At 72.3% G+C, this 25,403-nt stretch carries 26 protein-coding genes; 11 read left to right on the top strand and 15 right to left on the bottom strand.

Features of this window, described 5'->3' with window-relative positions:
• Positions 1–135 precede the first annotated feature (135 nt).
• From dnaG to SNOUR_RS26840, 5 genes are all read right to left on the bottom strand, one after another.
• A complete protein-coding gene (dnaG, locus tag SNOUR_RS26860) occupies positions 136–2,052 on the bottom strand; it encodes a DNA primase (RefSeq protein WP_067351883.1) in 1,917 nt (638 codons plus the stop codon).
• A 75-nt stretch (positions 2,053–2,127) separates the two neighbouring features.
• On the bottom strand, positions 2,128–3,162 hold the full coding sequence (locus SNOUR_RS26855) for a pyridoxal-phosphate dependent enzyme (protein WP_067351881.1): 1,035 nt from the start codon (positions 3,160–3,162) through the stop codon (positions 2,128–2,130).
• A 9-nt stretch (positions 3,163–3,171) separates the two neighbouring features.
• On the bottom strand, positions 3,172–4,434 hold the full coding sequence (locus tag SNOUR_RS26850; protein WP_067351879.1) for an NAD(P)/FAD-dependent oxidoreductase: 1,263 nt from the start codon (positions 4,432–4,434) through the stop codon (positions 3,172–3,174).
• Between the two features lie 209 nt (positions 4,435–4,643).
• Positions 4,644–5,978, bottom strand: coding sequence for a deoxyguanosinetriphosphate triphosphohydrolase (locus SNOUR_RS26845; RefSeq protein WP_067351876.1), 1,335 nt, complete (start codon positions 5,976–5,978; stop codon positions 4,644–4,646).
• Between the two features lie 137 nt (positions 5,979–6,115).
• The gene (locus tag SNOUR_RS26840; protein ID WP_079142901.1) at positions 6,116–7,183 is read right to left on the bottom strand and encodes a sirohydrochlorin chelatase; all 1,068 of its coding nucleotides are present in this window, start codon (positions 7,181–7,183) and stop codon (positions 6,116–6,118) included.
• 161 nt (positions 7,184–7,344) lie between these two features.
• Here SNOUR_RS26840 and SNOUR_RS26835 point away from each other — a divergent pair, with 161 nt between their 5' ends.
• Positions 7,345–9,597 (top strand): molybdopterin oxidoreductase family protein, encoded by a 2,253-nt coding sequence (locus SNOUR_RS26835; RefSeq protein WP_067351875.1) that lies wholly within the window; start codon positions 7,345–7,347, stop codon positions 9,595–9,597.
• A gap of 19 nt (positions 9,598–9,616) precedes the next feature.
• Here the strand turns inward: SNOUR_RS26835 and SNOUR_RS26830 are convergent, their stop codons facing one another.
• The 3 genes from SNOUR_RS26830 to SNOUR_RS46395 form a co-directional block, all read right to left on the bottom strand.
• The gene (locus SNOUR_RS26830; protein ID WP_067351872.1) at positions 9,617–10,627 is read right to left on the bottom strand and encodes an adenosine deaminase; all 1,011 of its coding nucleotides are present in this window, start codon (positions 10,625–10,627) and stop codon (positions 9,617–9,619) included.
• Positions 10,628–10,734: 107 nt separating this feature from the next.
• The gene (locus SNOUR_RS26825) at positions 10,735–11,190 is read right to left on the bottom strand and encodes a gamma-glutamylcyclotransferase family protein (RefSeq protein ID WP_067351871.1); all 456 of its coding nucleotides are present in this window, start codon (positions 11,188–11,190) and stop codon (positions 10,735–10,737) included.
• Complete coding sequence (locus SNOUR_RS46395; RefSeq protein WP_159425927.1) at positions 11,187–11,324, bottom strand: hypothetical protein; 138 nt, start codon at positions 11,322–11,324, stop codon at positions 11,187–11,189. Before SNOUR_RS46395 ends, SNOUR_RS26825 begins: the two co-directional genes overlap by 4 nt.
• Before the next feature lie 116 nt (positions 11,325–11,440).
• Between SNOUR_RS46395 and SNOUR_RS26820 the strand changes: the two genes are divergently transcribed.
• Positions 11,441–12,133: a SanA/YdcF family protein gene (locus tag SNOUR_RS26820; protein ID WP_067351869.1), complete on the top strand. Its 693-nt coding sequence runs from the start codon at positions 11,441–11,443 to the stop codon at positions 12,131–12,133.
• 38 nt (positions 12,134–12,171) lie between these two features.
• On the opposite strand, the gene SNOUR_RS26815 is transcribed toward SNOUR_RS26820, so the two are convergent.
• Positions 12,172–13,113, bottom strand: a complete 942-nt coding sequence (locus tag SNOUR_RS26815) for a trypsin-like serine peptidase (protein WP_099055726.1) — start codon at positions 13,111–13,113, stop codon at positions 12,172–12,174.
• A 208-nt stretch (positions 13,114–13,321) separates the two neighbouring features.
• Positions 13,322–13,696 carry a divalent-cation tolerance protein CutA gene (gene cutA / locus SNOUR_RS26810; RefSeq protein ID WP_174717899.1) on the bottom strand — a complete coding sequence of 125 codons (375 nt, stop codon included), beginning with the start codon at positions 13,694–13,696 and terminating at the stop codon, positions 13,322–13,324.
• A 314-nt stretch (positions 13,697–14,010) separates the two neighbouring features.
• On the opposite strand from cutA, the gene SNOUR_RS26805 reads away from it, so the two are divergent.
• The 3 genes from SNOUR_RS26805 to SNOUR_RS26795 all read left to right on the top strand — a co-directional run bounded on the left by SNOUR_RS26805 (position 14,011) and on the right by SNOUR_RS26795 (position 16,913).
• On the top strand, positions 14,011–14,376 hold the full coding sequence (locus SNOUR_RS26805) for a cupin domain-containing protein (protein WP_067351867.1): 366 nt from the start codon (positions 14,011–14,013) through the stop codon (positions 14,374–14,376).
• Positions 14,377–14,638: 262 nt separating this feature from the next.
• On the top strand, positions 14,639–15,436 hold the full coding sequence (locus tag SNOUR_RS26800) for a class I SAM-dependent methyltransferase (protein ID WP_067351865.1): 798 nt from the start codon (positions 14,639–14,641) through the stop codon (positions 15,434–15,436).
• 286 nt (positions 15,437–15,722) lie between these two features.
• A complete protein-coding gene (locus SNOUR_RS26795) occupies positions 15,723–16,913 on the top strand; it encodes an IS110 family RNA-guided transposase (protein ID WP_067343972.1) in 1,191 nt (396 codons plus the stop codon).
• Here the strand turns inward: SNOUR_RS26795 and SNOUR_RS26790 are convergent.
• Positions 16,901–17,710 carry a sulfite exporter TauE/SafE family protein gene (locus tag SNOUR_RS26790; protein WP_067351862.1) on the bottom strand — a complete coding sequence of 270 codons (810 nt, stop codon included), beginning with the start codon at positions 17,708–17,710 and terminating at the stop codon, positions 16,901–16,903. The two genes, SNOUR_RS26795 and SNOUR_RS26790, sit on opposite strands and share 13 nt — an antisense overlap.
• 105 nt (positions 17,711–17,815) lie before the next feature.
• On the opposite strand from SNOUR_RS26790, the gene SNOUR_RS26785 reads away from it, so the two are divergent.
• The gene (locus tag SNOUR_RS26785) at positions 17,816–18,850 is read left to right on the top strand and encodes an aldo/keto reductase (RefSeq protein WP_079142900.1); all 1,035 of its coding nucleotides are present in this window, start codon (positions 17,816–17,818) and stop codon (positions 18,848–18,850) included.
• Between the two features lie 56 nt (positions 18,851–18,906).
• Positions 18,907–19,218, top strand: coding sequence for an SUKH-4 family immunity protein (locus SNOUR_RS26780; RefSeq protein WP_312633817.1), 312 nt, complete (start codon positions 18,907–18,909; stop codon positions 19,216–19,218).
• A 56-nt stretch (positions 19,219–19,274) separates the two neighbouring features.
• Here SNOUR_RS26780 and SNOUR_RS26775 read toward each other — a convergent pair whose 3' ends face one another.
• Entirely contained in the window at positions 19,275–19,577 is a 303-nt protein-coding gene (locus SNOUR_RS26775; RefSeq protein ID WP_067358825.1) for a hypothetical protein, read from the bottom strand.
• Between the two features lie 212 nt (positions 19,578–19,789).
• Between SNOUR_RS26775 and SNOUR_RS26770 the strand changes: the two genes are divergently transcribed.
• The 4 genes from SNOUR_RS26770 (at position 19,790) to SNOUR_RS26755 (ending at position 23,010) form a co-directional block, all read left to right on the top strand.
• A complete protein-coding gene (locus tag SNOUR_RS26770; protein ID WP_067351857.1) occupies positions 19,790–20,620 on the top strand; it encodes a helix-turn-helix domain-containing protein in 831 nt (276 codons plus the stop codon).
• Positions 20,617–20,838, top strand: coding sequence for a DUF397 domain-containing protein (locus SNOUR_RS26765; protein ID WP_067351855.1), 222 nt, complete (start codon positions 20,617–20,619; stop codon positions 20,836–20,838). The genes SNOUR_RS26770 and SNOUR_RS26765 overlap by 4 nt, the downstream gene beginning before the upstream one ends.
• 23 nt (positions 20,839–20,861) lie before the next feature.
• On the top strand, positions 20,862–22,052 hold the full coding sequence (locus SNOUR_RS26760; protein WP_067351852.1) for a M20 metallopeptidase family protein: 1,191 nt from the start codon (positions 20,862–20,864) through the stop codon (positions 22,050–22,052).
• A 238-nt stretch (positions 22,053–22,290) separates the two neighbouring features.
• On the top strand, positions 22,291–23,010 hold the full coding sequence (locus SNOUR_RS26755) for a hypothetical protein (protein ID WP_067351850.1): 720 nt from the start codon (positions 22,291–22,293) through the stop codon (positions 23,008–23,010).
• Between the two features lie 105 nt (positions 23,011–23,115).
• Here SNOUR_RS26755 and SNOUR_RS26750 read toward each other — a convergent pair whose 3' ends face one another.
• Genes SNOUR_RS26750 through SNOUR_RS26740 form a run of 3 tightly spaced genes read right to left on the bottom strand, consistent with a single transcriptional unit; the run spans position 23,116 to position 25,248 of the window.
• A complete protein-coding gene (locus tag SNOUR_RS26750) occupies positions 23,116–23,607 on the bottom strand; it encodes a hypothetical protein (protein ID WP_067351847.1) in 492 nt (163 codons plus the stop codon).
• A 40-nt stretch (positions 23,608–23,647) separates the two neighbouring features.
• Positions 23,648–24,913 (bottom strand): putative T7SS-secreted protein, encoded by a 1,266-nt coding sequence (locus SNOUR_RS26745; protein ID WP_067351845.1) that lies wholly within the window; start codon positions 24,911–24,913, stop codon positions 23,648–23,650.
• 17 nt (positions 24,914–24,930) lie between these two features.
• Entirely contained in the window at positions 24,931–25,248 is a 318-nt protein-coding gene (locus tag SNOUR_RS26740; RefSeq protein WP_067351843.1) for a hypothetical protein, read from the bottom strand.
• Positions 25,249–25,403: the final 155 nt, after the last annotated feature.

The raw sequence follows: 25,403 nt of genomic DNA, 5'->3' as shown, positions 1-25,403 counted from the left end.
AGTACGACACATGTCCGCCACGAGGGGCGTGCGAGCACTTTTTGAGTCCGGTCCGTGACCGAATGGCTACCCGGAGGTGGTGGAGGGGGGCGGCGGGGTTCCCGGGGCGGGTGGGGCGGTCGTACGGAGTGGGGCTCAGAGGGCGGCGGCGCCGCGTTCGCGGAGGGACTGGCCGTACTGCTGGAGGACCCAGAGTTCGTTCTGGACGGCGGCGAGTTGCTGGGGGTCGGCGCGCGGGCCCAGGCGCTGGAGGGTGCCGCGGATCTCCGTGACGCGTTGGTTGACGGCGGCGAGGCGGACGGCGACCAACTGGACGCCGGCGTACGCCTCGTCGGGGTCGCGGCGGGTGTGCAGCGGTTCCACGGCCAGCTCGGTGACCATGGCGCGGACGGTGTCGTCGGGTGCGGCGTCGCGCACCCGGGCCAGATAGTCGCCGTCGGCGGATCCGGCGGAGGCGCCGCCGGCCTCCTCGATGCACTGCCGGACGACGGCGTACGGGGGTGCGGTGAACTCGTCGGCGCCGTAGGCGTCGAAGGCCGGGGAGACCAGGTCGGGGCGCTGGAGGGCGAGCTTGAGGAGTTCGCGCTCGACGCGGTGGGCGGGGCTGCGGAGGTTGAGGGCGGGGCCGCCGGCGCCGGGCGCGGGGCGCTGCGGCTCGGCGGCGGGGGGTGCGTCGCGGCGCTGCGGGCGGCCCTGGCCGGGGGCGCCGTCGCGGCCGCGCTCGCGGGCCCAGCGGGCGAGCTGGGCGACCCGGCGGACGACGAACTGGGTGTCCAGGATGCCGAGCATGCCGGCCAGCTGGACGGCGGACTCGTGCTGGATGGCGCTGTTCTTGATGCGGGCGACGATGGGGGCGGCCTCGTCGAGGGCGGCGGCCCGGCCGACGGGGGTGTCGAGGTTGTGCCGGGAGACGACCTGGCGGAGCGCGAACTCGAAGAGCGGGGTGCGGGACTCGACGAGGTCGGCGACGGCCTGGTCGCCCTTGGCGAGCCGCAGGTCGCAGGGGTCCATGCCGCCGGGGGTGATGGCGATGGAGGTCTCGGCGGCGAACTTCTGGTCGTCCTCGAAGGCGCGCAGGGCGGCCTTCTGGCCGGCGGCGTCGCCGTCGAAGGTGAAGACCACCTCGGAGCCGGAGTTGTCCATCAGCAGCCGGCGGAGGATCTTGATGTGGCCCTCGCCGAAGGCGGTGCCGCAGGTGGCGATGGCGGTGGTGATCCCGGCGAGGTGGCAGGCCATGACGTCGGTGTAGCCCTCGACGACCACCGCGCGGCTGCTCTTGGCGATCTCCTTCTTGGCGAGGTCGATGCCGTAGAGGACCTGGGACTTGCGGTAGAGGGGGGTCTCGGGGGTGTTGAGGTACTTGGGGCCGTTGTCGTCGTCGCGGAGCTTGCGGGCGCCGAAGCCGACGACCTCGCCGGCGATGTCGCGGATGGGCCACATCAGGCGGCCGCGGAAGCGGTCGATGGGGCCGCGGCGGCCTTCCTGGGAGAGGCCGGAGAGGACCAGTTCCTTGTCGGTGAAGCCACGGCCGCGGAGGTAGCGGGTGAGGTGGTCCCAGCCGGCGGGGCTGTAGCCGACGCCGAAGTGCTGGGCGGCGTCCTGGGCGAAGCCTCGCTCGGCGAGGAACCGCCGGGCGATCTCCGCCTCGGGGCTCTCCAGCTGGTCGGTGTAGTACTGGGCGGCGGCCTTGTGGGCCTCGACGAGGCGGGTGCGCTCGCCCTGCTGGCGGCCGGGGGTGTAGCCGCCCTCCTCGTAGCGGAGGGTGATGCCGGCCTGGGCGGCGAGGCGCTCGATGGTCTCGGCGAAGGAGAGGTGGTCGATCTTCATGACGAAGTCGACGGTGTCGCCGCCCTCTTGGCAGCCGAAGCAGTGGTAGAGACCCTTGGCGGGGCTCACGTGGAAGGACGGGGACTTCTCGTCGTGGAAGGGGCACAGGCCCTTGAGGTTGCCGCCGCCGGCGTTACGGAGCTGGAGATACTCGGACACGACGGCGTCGATCGGGACCGCGTCCCGTACCGCCTTCACATCGTCATCGTTGATCCTGCCTGCCACGGGTGAATTCTACGGTGGGGGTCGGACAGTCCCCGGCGGGCGAGTCCCACCGGGGACGGGGCGGCGGTTCCGGGCTCAGCCGAGCAGTTCCCGGAAGCGGTCCACGCCGATGTTGCCGCCGGAGACGATCACGCCGGTGCGGGTCGGCCGGGAGTCCCCCGCGGGCCGTCCGGGTGCCGGCGGAGGGCCCAGGCGGCCGGCGAGCAGGGCCGCGAGGGCGCTGGCGCCGCTGGGCTCGATGACGATCTTGAGGCGTTCGAAGGCGAAGGCCATGGCGGCGCGGATCTCGTCGTCGGTGACCAGGACCACGGAGTCGACCAGGCGTCGGTTGATCGCAAAGGTCAGCTCGCCGGGGGTCTCGACGGCCTGGCCGTCGGCGATGGTGCGGGGCACGGGGACGGCGACGCGGTGGCCGGCGGCCAGGGAGCGGCGGGTGTCGTCGCCGGCCTCCGGCTCGACGCCGATCATGCGGATACCGGGGGCCAGGGCGGTCGCGGCGGTGGCGGCGCCGGCCATCAGTCCGCCGCCGCCGACGGGCACCAGGAGGACGTCGAGCGGGCCGGTCTCCTCCAGGAGCTCCAGGGCGGTGGTGCCCTGTCCGGCGATGATGTGCGGGTGGTCGTACGGGGGGACGACGGTCAGGCTGCGCTCCTCGGAGATCCGGCGGCTGATGGCCTCGCGGTCCTCGGTGTAGCGGTCGTAGGTGACGATCTCGGCGCCGTAGCCGGCGGTGGCGTCCCGTTTGGAGCGCGGCGCGTCGACGGGCATCACGATGACGGCGCGGGTGCCGCGTTCCCGGGCGGCGAGGGCGAGGGCCTGGGCGTGGTTGCCCGAGGAGTGGGCGACGACCCCACGGGCGAGCTGCTCGGGGGTGAGGTGGGAGAGGGCGTGGTAGGCGCCGCGGAACTTGAAGGCGCCGGCCCGCTGGAAGTTCTCGCACTTGAGGAACGCCCGGGTGCCGGTCCGCGCGTCGAGGGTGCGGGAGCGCAGCACGGGGGTGCGGTGGGCCACGCCGGAGAGCCGGCGGGCGGCGTCCCGGACGTCGTCGAGGGTGACGCCCGGGGTGCCGCTGCCGTCGGAGCTGGTGGGGCTCGTGTGGCCAGGGGTCATACCAGCACGTTACGGGAGCAACGAGTCCAGCGGAATGGTGGGATCGGCCAGCCGCTCGGGGGCCAACGGGACGCCGGCGCGGATGAGTTGCTGGATCTGTTCGGCGACGTCCCAGACGTTGACGTTCATGCCGGCCAGGACGCGCCCCTCGCTGAGCCAGAAGGCGATGAACTCCCGCTTGCCGACGTCGCCGCGGCAGACGACCTGGTCGTAGGAGCCGGGCGGGGCGTAGCCGGAGTACTCCATGCCGAGGTCGTACTGGTCGGAGAAGAAGTACGGGACGCGGTCGTAGCTGACGTCCTGGCCGAGCATGGCGCGGGCGGCGGCCGGGCCGCCGTTGAGGGCGTTGGCCCAGTGCTCGACGCGCAGGCGGGTGTCCAGGAGGGGATGGTCGGCGGCGGCCGCGTCGCCGGCGGCGTAGATGTACGGGTCGGAGGTGCGCAGCGCGGCGTCCACGGCGATCCCGCCGCCGTCGGCGCGGTCGACGACGTCGAGGCCGGCCTGTTCGGCGAGGGCGGTGCGGGGGGCGGCACCGATGGCGGCGAGCACGTCGTGGGCGGGGTGCTCCTCGCCGTCGTCGGTGCGGACCGAGATCACCATGCCGTCCTGGCCGACGATCTCGGTGAGGCGGGCGCCGAAGTGGAAGCGGACGCCGTGGTCGCGGTGCAGGTCGGCGAAGAGCGCGCCGAGTTCGGGCCCGAGAATGCCGTGCAGGGGGGTCGGGTCGGGCCCGACGATGGTGACCTCGGCGCCGTAGGAGCGGGCCGCGGCGGCGACTTCGAGGCCGATCCAGCCGGTGCCGGCGATGACCAGGTGGCCGTTCTCGCGGCCCAGGGAGGCCAGTACGCCGCGCAGTCGTTCGGCGTGGGCGAGGCGGCGCAGGTGGTGCACGCCGGCCAGGCCGGTGCCGGGGATGTCCAGGCGGCGGGGTTCGGCGCCGGTGGCCAGCAGCAGCTTGTCGTAGGCGATGAGGGTGCCGTCGCCCAGGCGGACGGTCCGGCCCGCGGGGTCCAGGTGGACGGCGGGCTGGCCCAGGTGGAGCTCGATCCGGGCCTGGGCGTAGAAGGCGGGTTCGTGGACGAAGACGCTGTCCCGTTCCTCCTTGCCGAGCAGGTACCCCTTGGAGAGCGGGGGGCGCTCGTAGGGGTGGTCGCGTTCGTCACAGATGAGGATGACCCGGCCGGTGAACCCTTCCCCGCGGAGCGTCTCCGCGGCCTTGGCTCCGGCCAGGCCACCCCCGACGATGACGAACGTCTGGTGCGTGTCGACCACTTGCTTCCTCCTCGTTGCGGTGCCGTACGTCCGCGTCCGCGTCCGTGAACGCCCCCGTTGGTGCCCCCCGTTGGTACCCCCGTTTCCCCTCGCTCCCTTGATGTGTTCGACGGATTTCGGGTTCCCGTGCGTTCGTGCGGGGACGAGCGTCCCGCACGGAGTGTGAGGGGGGAAGAGGGGCAGCCCCCCTAGGGTCACCCTGGGTTGCCCTAACCGTTACCAGGGGGACGTGTGAGGCGGGCGTGAAGAGTACGCGCGGAGGCGTCGGTGAGCGCGGCGATCTGGTCGATCACGGCGCGCATCCGGGCCCCGTCGTCGGGGGCCGCGTCGAACAGCGAACGGAACTGTGGATCAAGGCCGTCGGGGGCCCGGGCGAGCAGCGCCTCGGCGAGTTCGGCGATCACCACGCGCTGGTCGGCGCGGAGCGCCTCCTGGTCCGGGCGCTGTATCACGTAGCGGTCGGCGACGGCCTTGAGAACGGCGCATTCCAGGCGGGTTTCGGCCGGAACCACCAGCTCCGCCGCGTACCGCGTGAGCCGCCCGCTGCCGTGGCGGGCCCGCGTCGCGCCCTCGGCGGCCAGGCAGAAACGGCCGATGAGTTGGCTGGTGGCGTCCTTGAGGCGGGCCTGGGCGAGCGCCGAGCCGTCGTAGCCGTGCGGCCACCACACCTGCTCCAGGAGGCGGTCCAGGGCGGCGGCGAGGTCCGCCTCGTCGGCGCCGGGGGCGTAGCGCTCCGCGGCGACCGCGAAGATCTCGGCGCGTTCGGGGTCGGCGAGCAGGACGTTGGGGTCCAGGTGGCCGGCGTGGAGCCCGTCCTCGACGTCGTGCACCGAGTAGGCGACGTCGTCGGCCCAGTCCATGACCTGCGCCTCGAAACTGCGCCGGCCGGACGGGGCGCCCTGTCGGAACCACGCGAACACCGGCAGGTCGTCGGCGTAGACACCGAATTTCACGGCGGCCGGTCCGTCGGGGTGCGCGCCGCGCGGCCAGGGGTACTTGGTGGCGGCGTCCAGGGCGGCGCGGGTGAGGTTGAGGCCGACGCTGACCGGGGCGCCGTCCGGTGCGGGCACGAACCGTTTGGGTTCCAGGCGGGCCAGGAGGCGCAGCGACTGGGCGTTGCCCTCGAAGCCGCCGCAGGGCGCGGCGACCTCGTTGAGGGCCTGTTCGCCGTTGTGCCCGAAGGGCGGGTGGCCGAGGTCGTGCGCCAGGCAGGCGGCCTCGACCAGGTCCGGGTCGCAGCCGAGGGCGGCGCCCAGTTCGCGGCCCACCTGGGCGCACTCCAGGGAGTGCGTCAACCGGGTGCGGGGGCTGGCGTCCCACGCCTGGGTGGCGCTGCCGGGGGTGACGACCTGGGTCTTGCCGGCGAGCCGGCGCAGTGCGGCGGAGTGCAGGACCCGGGCGCGGTCGCGTTGGAAGGCGGTGCGCCCGGGGCGTTTGTCCGGTTCGGGGACCCAGCGTTCGGTGTCCGCCGCGGTGTAACCGGGGAGTGCCGCGTGCGGATCCTGGCCGGGGCTGGGAGGAGTTGCCCGTGTTGTGCCCGTCATACCGCGACGGTAGCCGCCCTCGGGGCCTGTCCGGTGGATCAGGGTCGGGGCAGGCCGCGACGTCCGGTGCGGTGCCTCGCGCGGCGCCGGGGCGGCCTGGGCGGGGTTCCTCCCCCGCCCTTCGGCCGCGGGAGGAGCTATCGGGACGGTGCGGCAACGCGGCGAGGCGCCGTACCGGACGCCGCGGTCCCGGCCGTGATCCGCGTCCGCCGGGCAGGCCCCGAGCTCTCCGTGCGGGATCCGGTGCGGGCGCTCAGCGCCTGGTCGTAGCGGTGCAGTACGAGGCGGGCCAGCGCCGGGTGGTCGCCCAGGGGGGCGGCGGCGGGGCCGGGGGCGAGCGCCGCGCAGCGGTCGGCGAAGCGGCCGGGGGCGGCGAAGCAGGCGGCGACGGCGATGTCGTGGGGGTGGTGACCGCGGTCGGCCAGTGCGCGGACGGCGTCGGGGACGGTCGGGGCGGCGGCAATCCGGGAGGGGCGACGCGAAGCGTCTCCGTCCGGGGCGGTGGCGGGCGACGGGTGGGCGTAGGCGGGCAGTACGGGGACGCCGCCGAGGCGGGCGGAGAGCAGGTGGGCGGTGCGGGCGGTGTCCAGGGCGGAGCGGGGGGCGCGGGAGCCGGCGGCGGCCAGGACGACGGCGGGGCGGCCGGTGTCGTGGGGGCGGGCGGGGAAGCCGGCCTCCAGGAGGCGGCCGTGCAGTGCCTCCGCCAGGAGGGCGTGCGGGCCCAGCGGGGCCGCTATCAGGCCGCTGAGGTGCGGGGCGGCGGCGAGCGCGGCGGGCAGGTCGTGGGTGACGTGGTGGCCGCGGCCGAAGAGCAGCGGCACCAGGACGACCTCGCCGATGCCTTCGTCGCGCAGCCCGGCGAGGGTGTCGGCGAGCAGCGGCCGGTCGAGTTCGATGTGGCCGAGGCGGACGGGGAGGTCGGGGCGGAGCGCGCGGATCCCGGCGAGGAGGGCCCGCACGGTGGGGGCGGCCCCGGGGTGGCGGCTGCCGTGCGCGACGGCCACGAGGGCGGGGGGTGGTGCCGCGGGGCGGCGGCGGGCGTGCAGCCGGACGGTGCGGAGCCGGTTGCTGAGTTCGGCGGCGATCTCGGCGGCGAGGCCGGCGGCGCCCACGGGTGCGCGGGGCGCGGGGTGCGGGCCGGGTACCTGCGGGGAGGTGGCGGGGCTCGGTTCCGGTGCGGGCTGGTTCGCTTTCGACGCCGTCATGGGCCGAGGCTGGCAGCCGGTCGTTGCGGTTCCGTTTCCCGCCGGGTAACTCCGTGTACCGCGGCCCTGCTGCCGGCCTCCCGGCCCGTGGGAGGACTCCGCCGCGCGCCGGAAACCGGGGGGACCCGCCGGCGTAACACGCCCGTTCCACGCTGACCGGCATGACTGCCGCCGACACCGCCACGGTCGAGACACACTGCCCCTACTGCGCCCTTCAGTGCGGCATGGGGCTGCGGCCCACCACCGGGATGGACGGTCCGGCCGTGGAGGTCGTGGAGCGCCCTGACTTCCCCGTCAACCGGGGCGCGCTGTGCGGCAAGGGGCGGACCGCGTCCGAACTGCTCGCGCCCGGGGCGCGGTTGCTCTCCCCTCTGGTACGCGACCGGGACACCGGGGAGCTGGTGCCGGCCGGTTGGGACACCGCCCTGGACCGGGTCGCGGAGGGGCTGCGGCGGGCCGGGGCGGTGTACGGGCGGGACGCGGTCGGGGTGTTCGGCGGTGGCGGGCTGACCAACGAGAAGGCGTATGCGCTGGGGAAGTTCGCCCGGGTGGTGCTGGGCACCTCGCAGATCGACTACAACGGCCGGTTCTGCATGTCGTCGGCCGCGGCGGCGCAGGGCCGCGCGTTCGGGCTGGACCGGGGGCTGCCGTTCCCGCTGGCCGATGTGGCGCGTACCGGGTGCGTGCTGCTGGTCGGCTCCAACCTGGCGGAGACCATGCCGCCGGCGCTGCGCTACCTGACCGAGCTGAAGGAGAACGGCGGTCGGCTGATCGTCGTCGATCCGCGCCGGACCCGCACCGCCGAGCAGGCCGATCTGCATCTGGCGCCGCGTCCGGGCACGGACCTGGCGCTGGCGTTGGGGCTGCTGCACCTGGTGGTCGCCGAGGGGCGGGTGGACGAGGAGTTCGTCGCCGGGCGCACCAGCGGCTGGCCGGCGGCGCGGGCCGCCGCGATGGCGCACTGGCCGGAACTGGTCGAGCGCCTCACGGGCATACCGGTGCCGCAACTCCGCGAGGCCGTGCGGATGTTCTGCGACGCGCCGTCCTCGATGGTGCTGACCGCGCGCGGCCCGGAACAGCAGGCGAAGGGCACCGACACGGTAGGGGCGTGGATCAACCTGTGCCTGGCCACCGGGCGGGCGGGCCGGGAGCTGTCCGGTTACGGCTGCCTGACCGGTCAGGGCAACGGTCAGGGCGGCCGGGAACACGGCCAGAAGGCGGACCAGTTGCCGGGCTACCGGCGGCTGGACGATCCGGCGGCCCGCCGCCACGTGGCGGCGGTGTGGGGCGTGGACCCCGATGCGCTCCCCGGGCCGGGCCGCAGCGCCTACGAGCTCCTGGACGCGCTGGGCGGGGACGTCCGGGCGCTGCTGCTGATGGGGTCCAACCCGGTGGTGTCGGCGCCGCACGCCGCCCATGTGGAGGAGCGGATCCGGGCGTTGGACTTCCTGGCGGTGGCGGACGTGGTGCTGTCCGAGACGGCGGCGCTGGCGGACGTGGTGCTGCCCGTCGCCCAGTGGGCGGAGGAGACCGGGACGACGACCAACCTGGAGGGCCGGGTGCTGCTGCGCCGCCGGGCCCTGGACCCGCCGCCCGGGGTCCGCACGGACCTGGCGGTGCTCGGCGGGCTGGCGGCGCGCCTGGGGCACCCGGTGGGCTTCCCGACCGAGCCGGCGGAGGTCTTCGAGGAGCTGCGGCGCGCGTCGGCGGGCGGTCCGGCGGACTACTCGGGCATCACCTACGCCCGACTCGCGGCGGGGGACGGGGTGTTCTGGCCGTGCCCGGCGGAACGGGCGGACGCGGCGGGGACGGCGACCACGCCGGAGGCCGCGGCGCGGGCCGGCGCGCAGGTCACGCCATCGGCCACCGCGGCGGCCGCCCCGGAGGCCGCGGCGCGGGCCGCGACGGGGGCGCAGGCGGCCTGCGGGGACCCGGTCGGACTCCCGGTCCACCCCGGCACGCCCCGGCTCTTCCTGGAGCGGTTCGCGACGCCCGACGGCCGGGCGCGGTTCGTGCCCGTCACGCACCGCCCGGCGGACGAGGAGACCGACGCCGGGTATCCGGTGGTGCTGACGACGGGGCGGGTGCTGGCCCAGTACCAGTCGGGGGCGCAGACCCGCCGGGTGGCCGCGCTGAACGCCGCCGAGCCCAGCCCCTACGTCGAGCTCCACCCGCGGCTGGCGGACCGGCTCGGCGTCGCCGACGGCGAGCCGGTCGCGGTGGTCTCCCGGCGCGGCCGGGCGGTGGCGCCGGCCCGGGTGAGCCCGGCGATCCGCCCGGACACGGTGTTCATGCCGTTCCACTGGCCGGGCGAGGGCCGTGCCAACAGCCTCACCAACCCGGCGCTCGACCCGGTGTCCCGGATGCCGGAGTTCAAGGTGTGCGCCGTACGGATCGAGCGGCTGGAGCGGTAGCGGCGTACGGGTGCGCCGGTCAGCAGGCGTCCAGTTCCTTCAGGTAGGCGGCGCGGGTCTCCTCGTCGAGGAAGGACGCCAGGAAGGAGTTGCGGGCGAGCGTCCGCAGCGTCGCGTCGTCCAGGCCGAGGGCGTCCCGCACGGCGGTGAAGTTGTCGTCGGCGTACCCGCCGAAGTAGGCCGGGTCGTCGGAGTTGACGGTGACCAGCAGCCCGGCGTCCAGCATGGCGGGCAGCGGGTGGTCGGCGAGGTCGTCGACCACCCGGAGCCGGACGTTGGACAGCGGGCAGACGGTGAGCGGGATCCGGTCGGCCACCAGGCGGGCGACCAGGCGCTCGTCCTCCATGCAGCGCACCCCGTGGTCGACCCGGTCCACGCCCAGGAGGTCCAGCGCCTCCCACACGTATGCCGCCGGGCCCTCCTCGCCCGCGTGGGCCACGCACTTGAGGCCGGCCTCCCGGGCCAGTGCGAAGACCTCCTGGAACTTCGACGGCGGGTGGCCGACCTCGGCCGAGTCCAGGCCGACGGCGGTGATCCGGTCCAGGTAGGGGCGGGCCGCCTCGAAGGTCGCCAGGGCCGACTCGGCGCTCTCGTCGCGCAGGAAGCACATGATCAGCCGGGTGGTGATGCCGTACGCCTCCGGGGCGGCGTCCAGGGCCCGGGCCAGGCCGCGGATGACCGTGCCGAGGGGGACGCCGCGGGAGGTGTGCGCCTGCGGGTCGAAGAAGATCTCGGCGTGCCGTACGCCCTGCTCCTTGGCGCGCGCCAGGTAGGCGTGCGCGAGGTCGGCGAAGTCGTCCTCGGTGCGCAGCACCTCCATCAGCGCGTAGTAGAGGTTCAGGAAGGACTGCAGGTCGCTGAAGGAGTAGGCGCGGCGGAGCTCGTCCTCGGTGGCGTAGGGCAGCGTGACGGCGTTGCGTTCGGCGAGCGTGAAGGCCAGGCCGGGCTCCAGGGTGCCCTCGATGTGGAGGTGCAGTTCGGCCTTGGGGAGGGGGCGGTGGGCGGGGGCGCTCGCGGGGGTGGAGGGCACGGGGTCACACCTGTTCTGCTGTGCTGCCGGACGGGTTCCTGCTCGGGCCGTGCGAAGCGACGTGCGCCTTACTGGACGAGTCGCCCGTACGGGACGAGTCGTCCAGGTTATCCGGGGGACCTGCGGGCGGCGCGGCCGGTCCACTCTCCGCAGGCGATCGGCGTGCCGGCGGCCCGCAGGCGGCTGGCGAGCGGTTCGGCCGCCAGGTAGACCCAGGCTCGGACGGTCCTGCCGTCCGGGCAGACCGCCTCGGTGGCCACCCGCTCGTAGAGGTTGCCGGCGCCCGCCGGGGAACCCGGGGTGTAGCCCTCCAGCCGGTCCAGCGCGGCGCGGACGGCGTCGTAGTCGGCGTCGCGGGGGCGGACCAGCGCGCCGTGCACCACCGCGTCGGCGGGCCCGGCGGTGGCGTACGGGTATCCGGGGCCCTCGTAGAGCAGCGCGCCGGCGATCCGGGCCGGTTCCTCGGCGGCGGTCCGGCCGCGCAGGGTGCGGGCGTAGTTGGCCTCGCCCGGGCGCAGCGTTCCGTAGACGAAGAACGGCAGGCGCTCGGCCTCGGTGGTCATCGCGGGCCCTCCACGGCTGGTGTGGGTGTGGTGTCGCCGACGCGGACGTCGGCGCGGGCGGTGTCGTCGACGGTGGTGTCGCCCCAGGCGGGGCGTCCCCCTGCGGCGGCATGTCCCGCTGTGACGTTGTCCACGGCGCTCCCCCACTGCAACCATGCCAGCCCACGCCACGTCGGAGCTTGCGACATCGATCACGTGAACGGTTTCCGGCGCGCCGGGCGACGGGCACCAGGGGAACGGGGGGCACGATATGCGGGGGCTGCGGGCGCGTCTCGGGTGGATACGGCGCGTGCGGCTGCCGCGGAGCCGGCGCGGGCAGCGCCGGGCGTTCCAGGTGCTCGTGGCGCTGACGGTCCTCGCGCTGCTGCCGGCGACCTGGCTGAACGCCACCGCCGGCCCGCGGGTCCGCACGGTCGCCGATGTGCCGGCCGCCCCGGTGGCGGTGGTGTTCGGCGCGGGCCTGTGGAACGGCGAACCGTCGCCGTACCTGGCCCATCGGCTGGACGCCGCCATCCGGCTCTACCAGGGCGGCCGGGTGCGCGCCGTCCTGGTCACCGGCGACAACAGCCGCCATGACTACGACGAGCCGGACGCGATGCGCGGCTATCTGGTGCGGCACGGCGTCCCGGCCCACAAGATCGTCAGCGACTATGCGGGCTTCGACACCTGGGACTCCTGCACACGCGCCCATCGGATCTTCGGGGTGGACCGGGCGGTGCTGGTCAGCCAGGGATTCCACATCCGGCGGGCGCTGGCGCTGTGCACGGCGGCCGGGATCGACGCGTACGGCGTGGGGGTCGCCGCCGACCACGACGTGACCTGGGCGTACGGCGGGGTGCGGGAGATCTTCGCGGCGGGCAAGGCGACCGCGGAGGCGGTGCTGCGGCCCGATCCGCACTTCCTCGGCCCCAAGGAGAAGGGCCTGACGGCGGCGCTCCGTTAGGGCGCCGCCACCCGGCCCTCCTCGGTGGCGCGGGGCCGCTATCCGCTCGTCCCGCTCGCCCCTTCCTGCTGGGCCTGGGTTGCGCGGTCGTAGAGGTCGAGGATCTCCTTCCCGAAGTACGGGCTGTAGGAGGTCCGGTCGCTGTGCGGGCCGCTGGGGCCGCCGCCGTTGACGCCGCCGATGACGCCGATGACCTGGCCGGTGTGGGTCTGCGGGTCGATGTTGGTGAGCCAGGGGCCGCCCGAGGTGCCGCCGTAGAACCCGTTGCACTCCATGCGGAGTTGGCGGGTGCCCGCCAGGCGCGCGGTGGTGGCGGAGCAGCGCACGGCCCGGTCCTGCGGGTCGCTGCGGACGGTGGGGTAGCCGATGACGCTCACCTGGTTGCGGTAACCGGGCGTCGCGGTCAGGACGTTGCCGCCGGTGACGTCCTCGATGTGCCGGCCGGAGTCGTCCGGGGCGACGGTGGCGAAGGCGAAGTCGAGGTCGGCACCGCTGCCGGTGGTGCCGCGGTCGGCGTAGGCGAAGCTGTCCTCGATGGCCCACACCCCGTAGGGCTGGGTGTCCACCCCCGACTGGTACTGGGGGACGAACGCGGCGCGCGCTCCCGGGTTGCAGTGCCCGGCGGTGAGGAGCAGGTTGCCGCGCGGGCTGTGCACCACACTGGCGGTGCAGTGGTGCTCGCGGGCCTCCCCGTCCACCGAGAACAGCACGCCGACGGACGGGATGCCGTCGAAGTGCTCGGCGGTCGGCGCGAGTTGGTTGGACGCGGCGGGCCGCCCGGTACCGCGCACGGGCGGGGCCGCCTCGGCCATCCGCCGCGGGGTCCAGAACGCCTTGGCGTCCTTGTTGGTCCAGGTGGCGCGGGGTTGGGACTCGTGGGTGAAGGTGGACTGGGTGCCGTGGGCACCGGGGTCGGTCTCGGCCGCGTGGCTCACCGGGGCGGTGGCGAGGCCGAAGGCCATGCCCAGGGCGATGGTCACCGCCCTGCTCCGCCGGCGCGTCCGGACGTCGGCCCGGTGCCGCCCGCGGGGCGGTCTCGGCGCATCGGCCGCGCCCGGCCCGTCAGTTGCCCGCGGCCCGTCACCTGTCCTCGACACGTCGGTCGCCCTCCGCGGATCGGCCGCCTTCAACTCGCCGGCCGCCCCCGTCACGTCGACCACCCCCGGCACGTCAGCTGTCCTCGGCACGTCAGCTCGTCTCCTCTGCGACCCAGGCGAGGTATCCGGCGCCACCGTGGGTGACCGGGGTCGCGATGATCTCCGGGGTCTCGTAGTCGTGCGCGTCGAGGAGGTACGCCTCCAGCGCCGCGTAGCGCGCGCTCGCCGTCTTGAACAGCACCTGCCACTCCTGGTTGGTCTCCACGGCGCCGTCCCAGCGGAACACCGAGGTCACCGGCGCGCTGATCTGGGCGCAGGCGGCGAGCCGGCCCTCGATGGCCCCGCGGGCCAGCCGCTCCGCCTTCTGCTCGCTGTCGGTGGTCGTCATCACGGTCAGGAACCGCGCCGGGGGCCCGTCCGGGTCGGACACGGCGGAGGGTTCGTTCAACGCGGTGGGGTCGGCCACGGTTACACAGCCTTCGCGGTCGGTGTGGGGGTGGGACTGGTGGGTCGCACGATTCGGCCTCCGGCCCGTCGATCTATCAATCTTTCGATCAAGGGATCGCCTCGCATCGTACGGACCGTGGAGATCAACTAGCGCACGGCGGGCCGCCTGTTACCGGCAAGCACCCGGACGTCCCAATTGCGTCCCGGATCCACCGGCACCGCCACGGAACGTCCCGGTTGCGCCGTGCGGGCCACGGAGAACGATGGAAGGGGAAGCCCGGCCGTCGGTCCAGGCGCGGAAGCCGGCCGGTCCGCATCCGAAAGGCGAGCGCGATGGTGAACCTCGAAACCCTCGTCCGCGACCAGCTCGACGACGCCAGGGCCTCCGCACACGGGCGCAGCGCCCATCTGTTCGTCCACGACGGGCCGCTGCGGCAGACCGTGATCGCGCTGCTCGCGGGCACCGCGCTGGACGAGCACAACACGCCGCCGGCGGCGAGCCTTCAGATCCTGCGCGGCCGGGTCCGGCTGACCGGCCAGGGCGGCGGCCAGGAGCTGGTCGCCGGCGATGTCACGGCGATCCCGCACGCGCGGCACGGCCTGCAGGCGATCGAGGACTCCGTGATGCTGTTGACGGCCGTCACGGAGGTGCCCGAGCGGGCACGGGGCGTCACGGTGGGCGCGGCGGCCCGCACCTGACGACGGCCTCCACGACGATCTCCACAGCAAGATTTCGACCCTTCACGTTTTTCCGAATGTTCCGTACCATCGATTCATGAGCAGCCTGAAGCGACCCGTTCCATCGAACCGACCGGACCCGCCGAACCGACCGGACCCGCCGAGCAGGCCGGATACACCGAACCGACCCGATCCACCGAACCGGCCTGATCCGCCGAGTCCGCAGCAGCCACCGAGTCCGCGGCGTCGGCACGACCCGCCGGCGCCCCGTGCCCGGCGCGCCGTGCAGTTGACCGGGGCGAGGGAGACCCTGCTCGCGACGCTCTACGGCCGCGCCCTCGACTGCCGCGCGCCGCGGCCGATCCTCGGCGACCGGCTGGCCGTCGACGCCGTGCGGCAGCTCGACTACGACTTCGGGAGACTGCGGGTGGGCCCCGGCGCCGCGACCGCGGTCGCCCTCCGCGCCCGGCAGTTGGACCGCTGGACGGCCCGCTTCCTCACCGACCACCCGGACGCGACGGTGCTGCACCTCGGCTGCGGCCTCGACACCCGGGTCCAGCGCCTCGCCCCCGGCCCCGGGGTGCGGTGGTTCGACGTCGACTTCCCCGAGGTCATCGACCTCAGGGCGCAGCTCTTCACCCCGCCGCCGGGATACACCGCCGTCCCCTCGTCCGTCACCGACCCGTCCTGGGTGACCGACGTCCCCGCGGACCGACCCACCCTCGTCGTGGCCGAGGGTCTGCTGATGTACCTCACCGAGCGGGACGGCACCGCGCTGCTCCGCCGGCTGATGGCGCACGCACCCGGCGGCGGGCTGGCGTTCGACTTCCTCAGCCGCTTCGCGGTCCGCGCGGCGCGCCTCAACACCGTCATCGTCATGACCGGATCGACGCTCCACTGGGGCGGCGGCCCCGCGGACATCGCCCGGCTGCACCCCGGGCTGGAGATCGTCGAGACCTTCAGCTCCCTGGAGATACCGGACATCGCCGGGATCCCCGCGCGCTATCGGACCGTGGCCCGACTCGCAGCCCTGATACCCGGCGTCCGGGAGATGTCCCGGCTCTACGACTGCCGCTTCTGAGCGCCTCGTTGCCCCGCGCTGCGGGCTGCGGGCCGCGGGCCTCCGCGCCCTCTCAGGCGGCCTTACGTTGTTGGGCGGGTTGATCGAGCCATTCGTAGGGTTGGGTCGCCCAGGGGTGCTGGGTGTGGCTATCAGGCGGCTGCCGTCCGTGGCTGAACTCGCTTCGCCGCCCGGCACCCCACGACGACCAGGCCGCTGATTGGGAAGTGCGAACGAGTCGCTGTGTAAGGCAATGCCGGCGAGGTCGTCTGTGGTACGCACTGCAACGACGACCGTCTGGAGCATGATGAGCCGGGTATGGGCCGGGATCGACAGCGGCAAGACCCACCACCATTGCGTCGTCCTGGACGCCGACGGCGCCAAGCTGCTGTCGCGCCGGGTGGCCAACGACGAGCCGGAGCTCCTCCAGCTCCTTGCAGACGTCCTCGGACTCGCGGACGACGCAACGTGGGCGGTGGACATGGCCGACGGCGGTGCCGCACTGCTGATTGCACTGCTGGTCAACCACGATCAGGAACTGCTCTACATCCCCGGCCGCGCGGTCAACCGGGCCGCCGACGGCTACCGAGGCGAAGGCAAGACCGACGCCCGCGACGCGCTCGTCATCGCCGACCAGGCCCGCGTCCGCCGTGACCTGAAGCCCATACGTCCCAGCGACGAGATCACCGCGGAGCTGAAGCTGTTCACCGCGCGCCGCACCGACCTCGCATGCGACCGTAACCGGTCGATCAACCGCTTGCGTGCCACGCTGACCAGCATGTTTCCCGCACTGGAACGCGCGCTGGATCTGACCACCAAGGGGCCGCTGGTGCTGCTGACGGGCTATCAGACCCCGCTGGCAATCCGTCGCGTGGGCCTGACCCGTCTCACCAAGTGGCTGAGCGTCCGCAACGTTCGCAATGCGGAGTCCCTGGCCACCGCTGCGGTCAGAGCCGCCGAGCGGCAGCACACCGCCGTCCCCGGCGAAGCGGCCATCGCCTCGCTGGTGGGTGCGCTGGTCGAGGAGGTGATGGCCCTCAACGAGAAGATCGCGGACGTCGACAAGCTCATCGAGGGCCGGTTTCGCCGCCACGAACTCGCCGAAGTGATCACCAGCATGCCGGGAATTGGCTCCCTGCTGGGCGCAGAATTCCTGGCCGCCGTGGGCAGCGACATGGCATCCTTCGCCACCCCGGACCGGCTGGCCGCCTTCGCCGGCCTGGCTCCCGCCCCGCACGACTCCGGGAAGTCCCACGGCAACCTGCACCGACCGCAGCAGTACCACCGCGGCCTCCAGCGGGTCTTCTACACCTCCGCGCTGATCAGCATCCGCAGCGACCCGAACTCGCGCCGCTTTTACGACCGCAAACGCGCTGAGGGGAAGCGCCACATCCAAGCCGTCCTCGCGCTTGCCCGCCGACGAGTCAACGTCTTCTGGGCTCTGATCCGTGACCGTCGGTGTTACCAAGTGATACCTCCAGTCACTCATGCGGCTTGACTTCCAGATTGGGAAGCGAGCCACTGGTCGTAGGCCAGCTTGCAGAGGAGGACGATCACGACGAGGACGAGCACCCCGCGGACGAAGCCGGTGCCCCGCTTGAGGGCCATCCTGGCGCCGACCATGCCGCCGACGAGGTTGAAGAGGCCGAGCAGCGCCCCCAGTTGCCACAGGATCGCGCCCTGGAGGGCGAACATCGTCAGGGCGCCGATGTTGGTGCAGACGTTGACGACCTTGGCGGTGGCGGACGAGGTGACCAGGTCCATGTGGAGCACCGCGGCGAGCGCGACGACGAGGAAGGCGCCGGTACCGGGGCCGATCAGGCCGTCGTAGAAGCCGATCCCCAGCCCCGCGACGAGGATCGCCGCCAGCACACGGCGCCGGGAGACCGGGCCCGACGGCGCAACGGCGGTCCCGAAGGTGGGGCGGACGAGGACGAAGACGAGCACGCCCAGCAGGACGGCCATGATCAGCGGTCGCAGCACCTGGCTGTTGATCCCGGCCGCGAAGAACGCCCCGCCCAACGAACCGGCCATCGCCGCGACACCGATGCGCAGTGCGGTGCCAACGTCGATCGGCGCCTTGCGGACGTAGGTGATGGCGGCCGCGGTGGTGCCGACCACCGCGGTCGATTTGTTGGTACCGAGGACGAACACGGTCGGCACCTGTGGAAGGCCCACCAGGAGAGCCGGGAGCAACAACAGCCCGCCGCCGCCCACCACCGCGTCGATCCATCCCGCGGCGAGAGCGGCCAGAGCGAGCAGGGCCAGCGTGAACAGCGATATGTCAGTGGGCACCAGGTGATCCTATGAAGGAGTCCCGGTGTCCGGCGGCCTGCTGTCTATGCTCCGGGCATGGATACGCAGCCGAGCCCCGACGTCCCCACGGGCCCCGAGGTGCTCATGAACTCCGAGCCGCACGGGGAGCCCACGGCGGCCGAGGGGGCCCGGGGGGCCTTCTCCCTCGGGGGGACGCCGGCCGTGGGGCGGTTGGGGTTCGGGACCGGCGGCCTGGTCGGCCCCGGGTACTGGGGGCCGCGGCACGACGGTCCGGAGCGGTCGCTGATGGTGCTGCGACGGGCCGTGGACCGCGGCGTGACGCTGATCGACACCGCCGACAACTACGGCCCGGACGTGGCCGAGGAGTTGGTGGCCCACGCCCTGCATCCGTATCCGGCCGGGCTGGTGATCGCGACGAAGGGCGGAGTCGTCCGCACCGGCCCGAACATCTGGCACCTCGCCGGCCGCCCGGAGCAGCTGCGCGCCATGTGCGAGGCGAGCCTGCGCCGGCTCAGGACGGACACCATCGACCTCTACCAGCTGCACCGACTGGACCCCGACGTCCCGATGGCGGACCAGCTGGGCGCCTTGCTGGAGCTCCAACAGGCCGGAAAGATCCGCCACATCGGCCTGGACAGCATCAGCGCAGCGGAGCTGACCCGGGCCCGGGAGCTGGCCCCGATCGCCTCCGTGCAGAACCGCTACAACCTGCTGGACCGCGCCTCCGAGGACGTACTGCGGCTCTGCGAGCGGACCGGGACGGCCTTCCTGCCGTGGTTCCCACTGGGCAACGGCACACTGACCGGCGGCGGGAACCCCGGCCACCCCGCCACCGCCACCCTGGCCCCGATCGCCGCGGCACACGGCGCGACGACCGGCCAGATCGCCCTGGCCTGGCTCCTCCACCACTCCCCCGCCCTGCTCCCGACCCCCGGCACCAGTTCCCCCGCCCACCTCGACGAGAACCTGGCGGCGGCCCGGATCACCCTCACGGCGGAGGAGTTGGCGCGACTCGACGCGCTGGGCGACGTCCCGGACGAGCCGGCTCAGCCGGCTCAGCCGGCTCAGCCGGCTCAGCCGGCTCAGCCGGACGAGCGGAACGAGCCGGATCGGTGGGGCGAGGACGGAAACCGTACGGTGGACGAGTCCGACGAGTAGCCGGCCAACGCGCCCCGACGCCCGCACACAGCATGCAACGAGGAGAGAGACCGACCGTGTCGCAGGAAAACCCGACCCCGCCGAACACCCCCGAGGAAGCCCTCGCCATCGTCCGGAGCCGCTTTGCGGAGCCCAAGCTCGCCGACGGCTCCCCGGCGCCGCTGCACGTCCACGAGTTCGACGCCGGCTACCTGGTGTACCCCTCGTACCCCGCGGCCTCCGACACGTCGGGGCAGCCGCAGCCCGCGCCGCCCGGCGGCTCGAAGATCATCGTCGTGAAGGACACCGGCGAGACGGTCACCGTGCCCAACCTGCCGACCGAATCGGCCATCGCCCTCTTCCGCAAGCAGCGCGAGGCACAGGCGTAACGGGCTTCGCGGCCACGGTTTCGACGTCGGCTTCGGCGGCGGTTCAGGCGTCGGCGTCAGGCCGGCCGTTCCGCCGGGGCGAGGGCCCGTAGGCGGGCACCGCGGCTCTTGGCGACGCGGCGGACCTCCGTCAGGGACTCGGTCAACTCCACGGTGAGGAGGTGGAGTTCGCCGGAGGTCCAGCTGCGGGCGTCGAGCAGCCGTCGGGCGTCCGCGATCAGCCCGCCGGCGAGGACGAGTTGGGCCTCCTCGATGTCGTCGGCCATACGGGACACGCGGCCGGTCCCGTCGCCGACGACGAAGCAGGGCTTGCCGTCGGGGCTCGACCACGGCAGAAGCCGCGGGATGGCGTCGGTCATGTCGTCATCCTCCAGGGATTCGGTGGCCACGCCCCCGGGCCGACGCACATCGGTTGCGGGGTTTCGCTCGCGGCGAGATGAGTACCGGGTGTAGTCATTTGGTCACCCTGGCAACGCAACGGGCAATAGAATTGGTGTGGTTGAACGGCAGAGTTCAATGTTGCGACCTGCCGTGATGCCGACGTGCGCCCACATGACGAGAGGTCATAGCGTTGGACGAGACGATCGCACCTGAACACTTGAATCCGCTCCAGCGCTTCGGCCGTGACATCAAACAGGTCCGCCTGGCGCGCAAGCTCACGCAGAAGCATCTGGCCAAGGCGACGGGCTACACCGACGGCTACGTCAGCAAGGTCGAGTCCGGGACGCTGCTGCCCAGGCCCAGTCGGAAGTTCGCCGAGGGTTGCGACAACGCCTTCGGGACCGGTGAGTTGTTCGCGGGGATGCTGCGGAGGATCGACGAGGGGGAGCATCCGTCGTGGTTCGTTCCGTACCTGAAACTGGAGCGGAAGGCGTCGCGAATCCTGGACTATTCGACAAGCCTCCCGATGGGTCTCCTCCAGACGAAGGACTACGCGCGGGCCGTCTTCCGTGCGTACTACTCCGGGGCAAGCGCCGAGACCATCGAGGACAAGGTCGCCGCGCGTCTGCGGCGTCGTGAGGTGTTCAAGCGGGACACTCCGCCGCTCCTCTGGGCCATCATGCACGAGGCATGCCTACGAACGGTCGTAGGTGACGCCGAGGTCATGTCCGGGCAACTGAAGTACCTGCTGACGGCAGCCGCGTCGCCGCGCGTGCAGCTCCAGGTCATGCCGTTCTCGGGCGGTGCTCCCGCGGCATCCACGAAGCCGTTCATTCTGCTGCACTTCACGGACTCGCCCACGGTGTTGTACACGGAGACCCGGGTAGGAGGGAGAATGCACGACTCCGAACAGACTGTCGATGCCGCCGTGGATGACTACGATCTGCTCCGAGCCCACGCGTTGGCCCCGGATCAATCACTGGCTCTGATCAAGAACCTGCTGAAGGAGTACCAGGCATGAACCACGACTTGGATCTGACCGCCGCCGAGTGGATCAAGTCGTCCTACAGCGACGCCAACGGCGGAAATTGCATCGAGTTCTCCCCTGGCCACAGCCTCACCCACGCCCTAGTCCCCCTCCGTGACAGCAAACTCCCCCACGGCCCCGTGATCACCGTCCCCGTGGCGGGGTGGTCCTCGTTCGTGGACGCGGTCAAGAATGGGGAGTTCGCCGTCTGAGGTCCGTCTGAGGAGGAGCGTCCGTGGATCTGCGTGACGATGCCCGTGCCCTGTCCGACGAGTTGGTCCGGCTGCGGCGGGCGCTGCACCGGATCCCGGAGACCGGGCTCGATCTGCCCCGGACGCAGGAGGCGGTGCTGGCCGAGTTGGACGGGCTGCCGCTGGAGGTGAGCGCGGGCGCGGGGCTGAGTTCGGTGACGGCGGTGCTGCGGGGCGCCGGGTCCGGGCCCGTGGTGCTGTTGCGCGGTGACATGGACGCGCTGCCGGTCGCCGAGCGCACCGGTCTGGACTTCGCCGCGGACAACGGGCGGATGCACGCCTGCGGCCATGATCTGCACACCAGCATGCTCACGGGGGCGGCGAAGCTGCTCTCCGCGCACCGGGACCGGCTCGCGGGCGATGTGGTGTTCATGTTCCAGCCCGGCGAGGAGGGCTTCGACGGCGCCCGGCACATGCTCGCGGAAGGGCTGCTGGAGGCGGCCGGGCGGCGGCCGGTGGCCGCGTATGCGCTGCACGTGCTGTCGGCGGGGCAGGACCGCGGGGTGTTCGGGACCCGCGGCGGGCCGATGATGTCGGCGTCCAACGTGCTGCGGGTGACGGTGCGCGGGGCGGGCGGACACGGTTCGATGCCGCACCGCGCCAAGGATCCGGTGCAGGCGGGCTGCGCGATGGTGACGGCGTTGCAGGCGTGGATCACCCGGTCGTTCGACGTCTTCGACCCGGTGATCCTGTCGGTGGGCACGTTCCACGCGGGGACGCAGCAGAACGTGATCCCGGAGACCGCGGTCTTCGAGGCGACGGTGCGGAGTTTCTCGGCCGCGGCCCAGGCCCGGGTCAAGGACGGCACGGTGGAGGTGTGTCGGGGCGTCGCGGCGGCCCACGAGGTGGCGGTGGACGCGGAGTTCGTGGAGACGTATCCGGTGACCGTGAACGATGCGGCGGAGGCGGAGTTCGCGGCGCACACGGTCCGTGAGGCGCTGGGCGAGGAGCGGTTCGCGCCGCGGCCGAATCCGCTGCCGGCGTCGGAGGACTTCTCGCGGGTGTTGAACGAGGTACCGGGTGCGCTGATGATGCTGGGGGCGCCGCCGGTCGGGGCGGATCCGGAGCGGAGCGCCAACAACCACTCGCCGCTCGCCGAGTTCGACGACACGGTGCTGGCGGACGGGGCGGCGGTGTACGCGGAGTTGGCGGTGCGGAGGTTGGCCAAGGGGTAGCGGACGCTGTCCCGCGGGCGGGTGAAGTGCCGGTATGCGTCGGCTGATGCAGCGTGGTTTCCTGCCGGCTGCACGATGATTCCGGGTCGGCCCGGATATTCCGGAAGTGCCTTTCGCGGGCGGAGGACATTGCGGTCAACATTCGGGTTCACCGTGTAGCGGGTCGAACGGGGGCGACTCGCTGGGGATCAACTCGACAATGTGCGCTGCCTGCTGGCGTACGCCATACTCGTGCGGCATGGACAACGGTGTGTGGGACGTGCTGCTTCCACTCTTCTTTTTTCTGTTCATCGCCGGTTTCTTCGGCCTTGTCGGCTGGATCTGGTGGCACGGACACAAGAGGGATGATCGGAGCGACAAACAGCTTCAGGAACTCATCCGCTTCGCGGAGCAGCGGGGGTGGAGCTATACCGCCGCCGTGCCGGGAGGAGCCGACCGTTACGCCGGCGGGCCGCCGTTTCCGCTCGAAAGCTTCAACATCCCCCTGACGGACTGCATAACCGGAGAGTTCCGGGGGCGCACCTTCTCGTGCTTCGAGTACCACGCACGCGAGATGAACACGGACGGCGCGGACACCTACCGGCACTGGGCGGTGTTCGCGGTGACCATGCCGGTGTCCGGTCCCCGCCTGATCGTCACGGGCCAGGGCAAGGTGGCCAAGTTCAACGCGCGCCTGAATGCGAAGGTGTTCGGCGGTGGTGAGGTGCTGAAGCTGGGTGATTCCGCATTCGACGAGGCGTTTCTGGTCACCGCCCACGACGAGCGGTATGCGCGGCAGGTGCTGACCGGTCAGGTGGCGCAGCTGCTGACCTCCGATCCGCGCGCCCAGAAGGCCCCTCTGCGGTTCGACGGGAACGAGCTGATCTCCTGGTATTGGGGACGGCTGCGTCCGGAGCAGATCGACGCGAAGCTGAACTATCTGTGCGACCTGCTCGACCGCCAACGGGCAGGAGCCTGACACGTCCCACGGCCCGGACGGTGCCCGTTCATGGGTGAGCCCCTCGCGATGACGGAATCGCGAGGGGCTCACCCATGAACGCCGGGGCGCCGAGGCGCACAAGGCTCAAGCCGCGGACGGGTCCGCGGGACGCAGCGAGCGGACGAAGTCCTTGAAGTCCTCCACGACCAGATCGAGCTGGGTCGGCTTGGCCGTCAGTGCGAGCTCGATCACGGCGCGTCGGGTCGGGTCGTGCACGTCCTGCATGAGCAAGTAGACCTGGCTCTGGACCAAGTCCAGGAGCCGTCCGTGCAGCGAGGTGGAAATGCGCAGCGTCTGGGCCAGCGCGGGCGCTTCCGGATTTCCCACCTCTTTGCGCTCGGCGACGCGCACCGTCGCCGCCTCGCCCAGCCGCTGGACCGACGCGTCGGCCATCGACACCAGATCCGTTTCCTCGTGCAGCTTTCCGGCGATCGTGATATTCGCGGTGAATCCGTCCCGCGACTCGGGGTGGAGTGCGATGAAAGCCACTCCGGGGGCACCCACCTCATCGGGGGGCGCCGGCTGCCAGCCCTCCGGCAGTGAAAACTCGATCTTCACCGGCAGCGTGGTCGCCATGGTGGTTCAACTCCCTAGTGTGCGGAATTCGAGGCTAGTGTCATCCGAAGGGGTTGAGCGATTTCAACCCGTCGCCGACCGCGTCGATGCCGTCACCGACCGCGTCCGCGACATCGCCGACGGTCTCCACGACCTTGTGCGGGTCGATCTCGATCTGTGCGCCGACCTTGCCGCCGACGCCGAGTCCGACACCCACCGAGCCGCCGATGACGAACTTGCCGTCCTTCATGCCGGCGTCCAGCTTGGCCTCGGCTCCGGCGCCGGCCCACGCCTCGCCGGTGATACCGGCCCCGATGCCGCCGACGTCGGCGTGCCCGCTGGCGGTCGCCTTGGCGCCCGCGAACGCCTCGGCGCCCAGGTGCGCGCCGTCCTTGCCCACGGAGGCGGTGGCTTTCCCCTCCACGCCGGCGAACGCGGAGGCGTCGCCCTTGGCCTCGAAGGCGCCGTACTCGACGCCGCCCTCCGCCGATGCCTTGGCGAGATAGGCCGAACCGCTCACGCCGGCCTGGAGTTTGCCGTCGGTGACGGACGCCCCTATCGAGCCCTCCGCGCCGAGGAGTGTGAGGCCGGCCTTTCCGGAAGCCTTGCCGCCGCCGGCGAGTTGCGTCTCCCCCTTGGCCTCGGCGTTCCACACATTGGCTTCGCCCTTCCGCTCCCAGAGTTTGGCCTCGTAGGAGCGGGGTTTCTTGGCGCCGGGGTCCTCTTCGGGGCCCGTTTCACCGAATTTTCTGTTCCTCGCCTTCTTCCAGCGCTCGCCTTCCTTCTTCTCGGTCAGCGGGCTGGATTCGTAGAGCTTCTTGAGCTCGGCGGTGGTCTTGCCGGATTCCTTCTGCTGCTCGGCGGTCTTGCCCGCGCGGACCAGCCAGTCCGGTGCGTCGGAGGCGCCGCCGGCCAGCTCCTCCAGCTTCTTCGCCGCCGACTCGCCTTCCTCCCGCACCATCTGACGGGCGTTCTGCAAAGTCGTCCGGGCCTGGGCCTCGTTGCCGCCGTCCCACAGCTCGACGGCCTCCGCCGCCTGCTGCTGCGCCCCGCTCAGCGCCGAGGCGTATCTGCTGACCGCCGAGGCCGCATCGGACATCGCGTCGGATGCGTAGAGCCAGTTCTTCTTCTCGCCGGAGAAGTTCTCCCAGAACTCGTCGCTGGCCTTCCCCGACCAGCCGGGGACACGGACCGCGCCCAGCCTGCCCCCGACGTCCTCAAAGGTGCCGGAGTGCTTCCGCAGCGCCCCCGCGACCCCTTCCAGGACCCCCACGTTCCCGGGGACGAGTTCCTTGGGGTCTTCGGTGTCACCAAGCTCCGCTGCCATGTCTCTTCCCCCCGGTCCTACCGGCCCGCGCCGTACGGATGCATGCGTCCGTCGACATAGGCGTCCGTCTGCTCGTAGTTGTGCGCGAACGTCTTGAGCTTCCCCGCCGCGTCGTCCGAGCGGTCACCGAGGACCAGATAGGCCACGTCCCACGTGTCGCAGAACTTTTCGAACTTGCCGTCGAGGATCACGTCCTCCTGTTCGGACGCCCCGAAATCCTCGTTCAGCGCCCCGAATTCGATGCCTTTGGCCGGCTCCAGACATTTCAGAATGTCCGATGCGCCACCCCTGAGCTCTTCCGGATCGGCCTGAAAGCCGTCGCCATTGATGCTCATGCCTGTGTCACTGCCCCCTGAACGCGCGTTAAGAGCGCGTAAGTTGAAACTCCGTCGGCGGACTTTATCAGCATCTGTTGCCTCGTCAGAACGCGTGGGGCGATTCGACCTCTCCGCCCGCAACTCGCCGCATAAATCCCGGCATTTATGCAGGT

This window comes from Streptomyces noursei ATCC 11455 (assembly GCF_001704275.1).
In the GTDB taxonomy this organism is placed as follows: domain Bacteria; phylum Actinomycetota; class Actinomycetes; order Streptomycetales; family Streptomycetaceae; genus Streptomyces; species Streptomyces noursei.
This window is presented reverse-complemented; position numbering and strand designations above follow the sequence as displayed.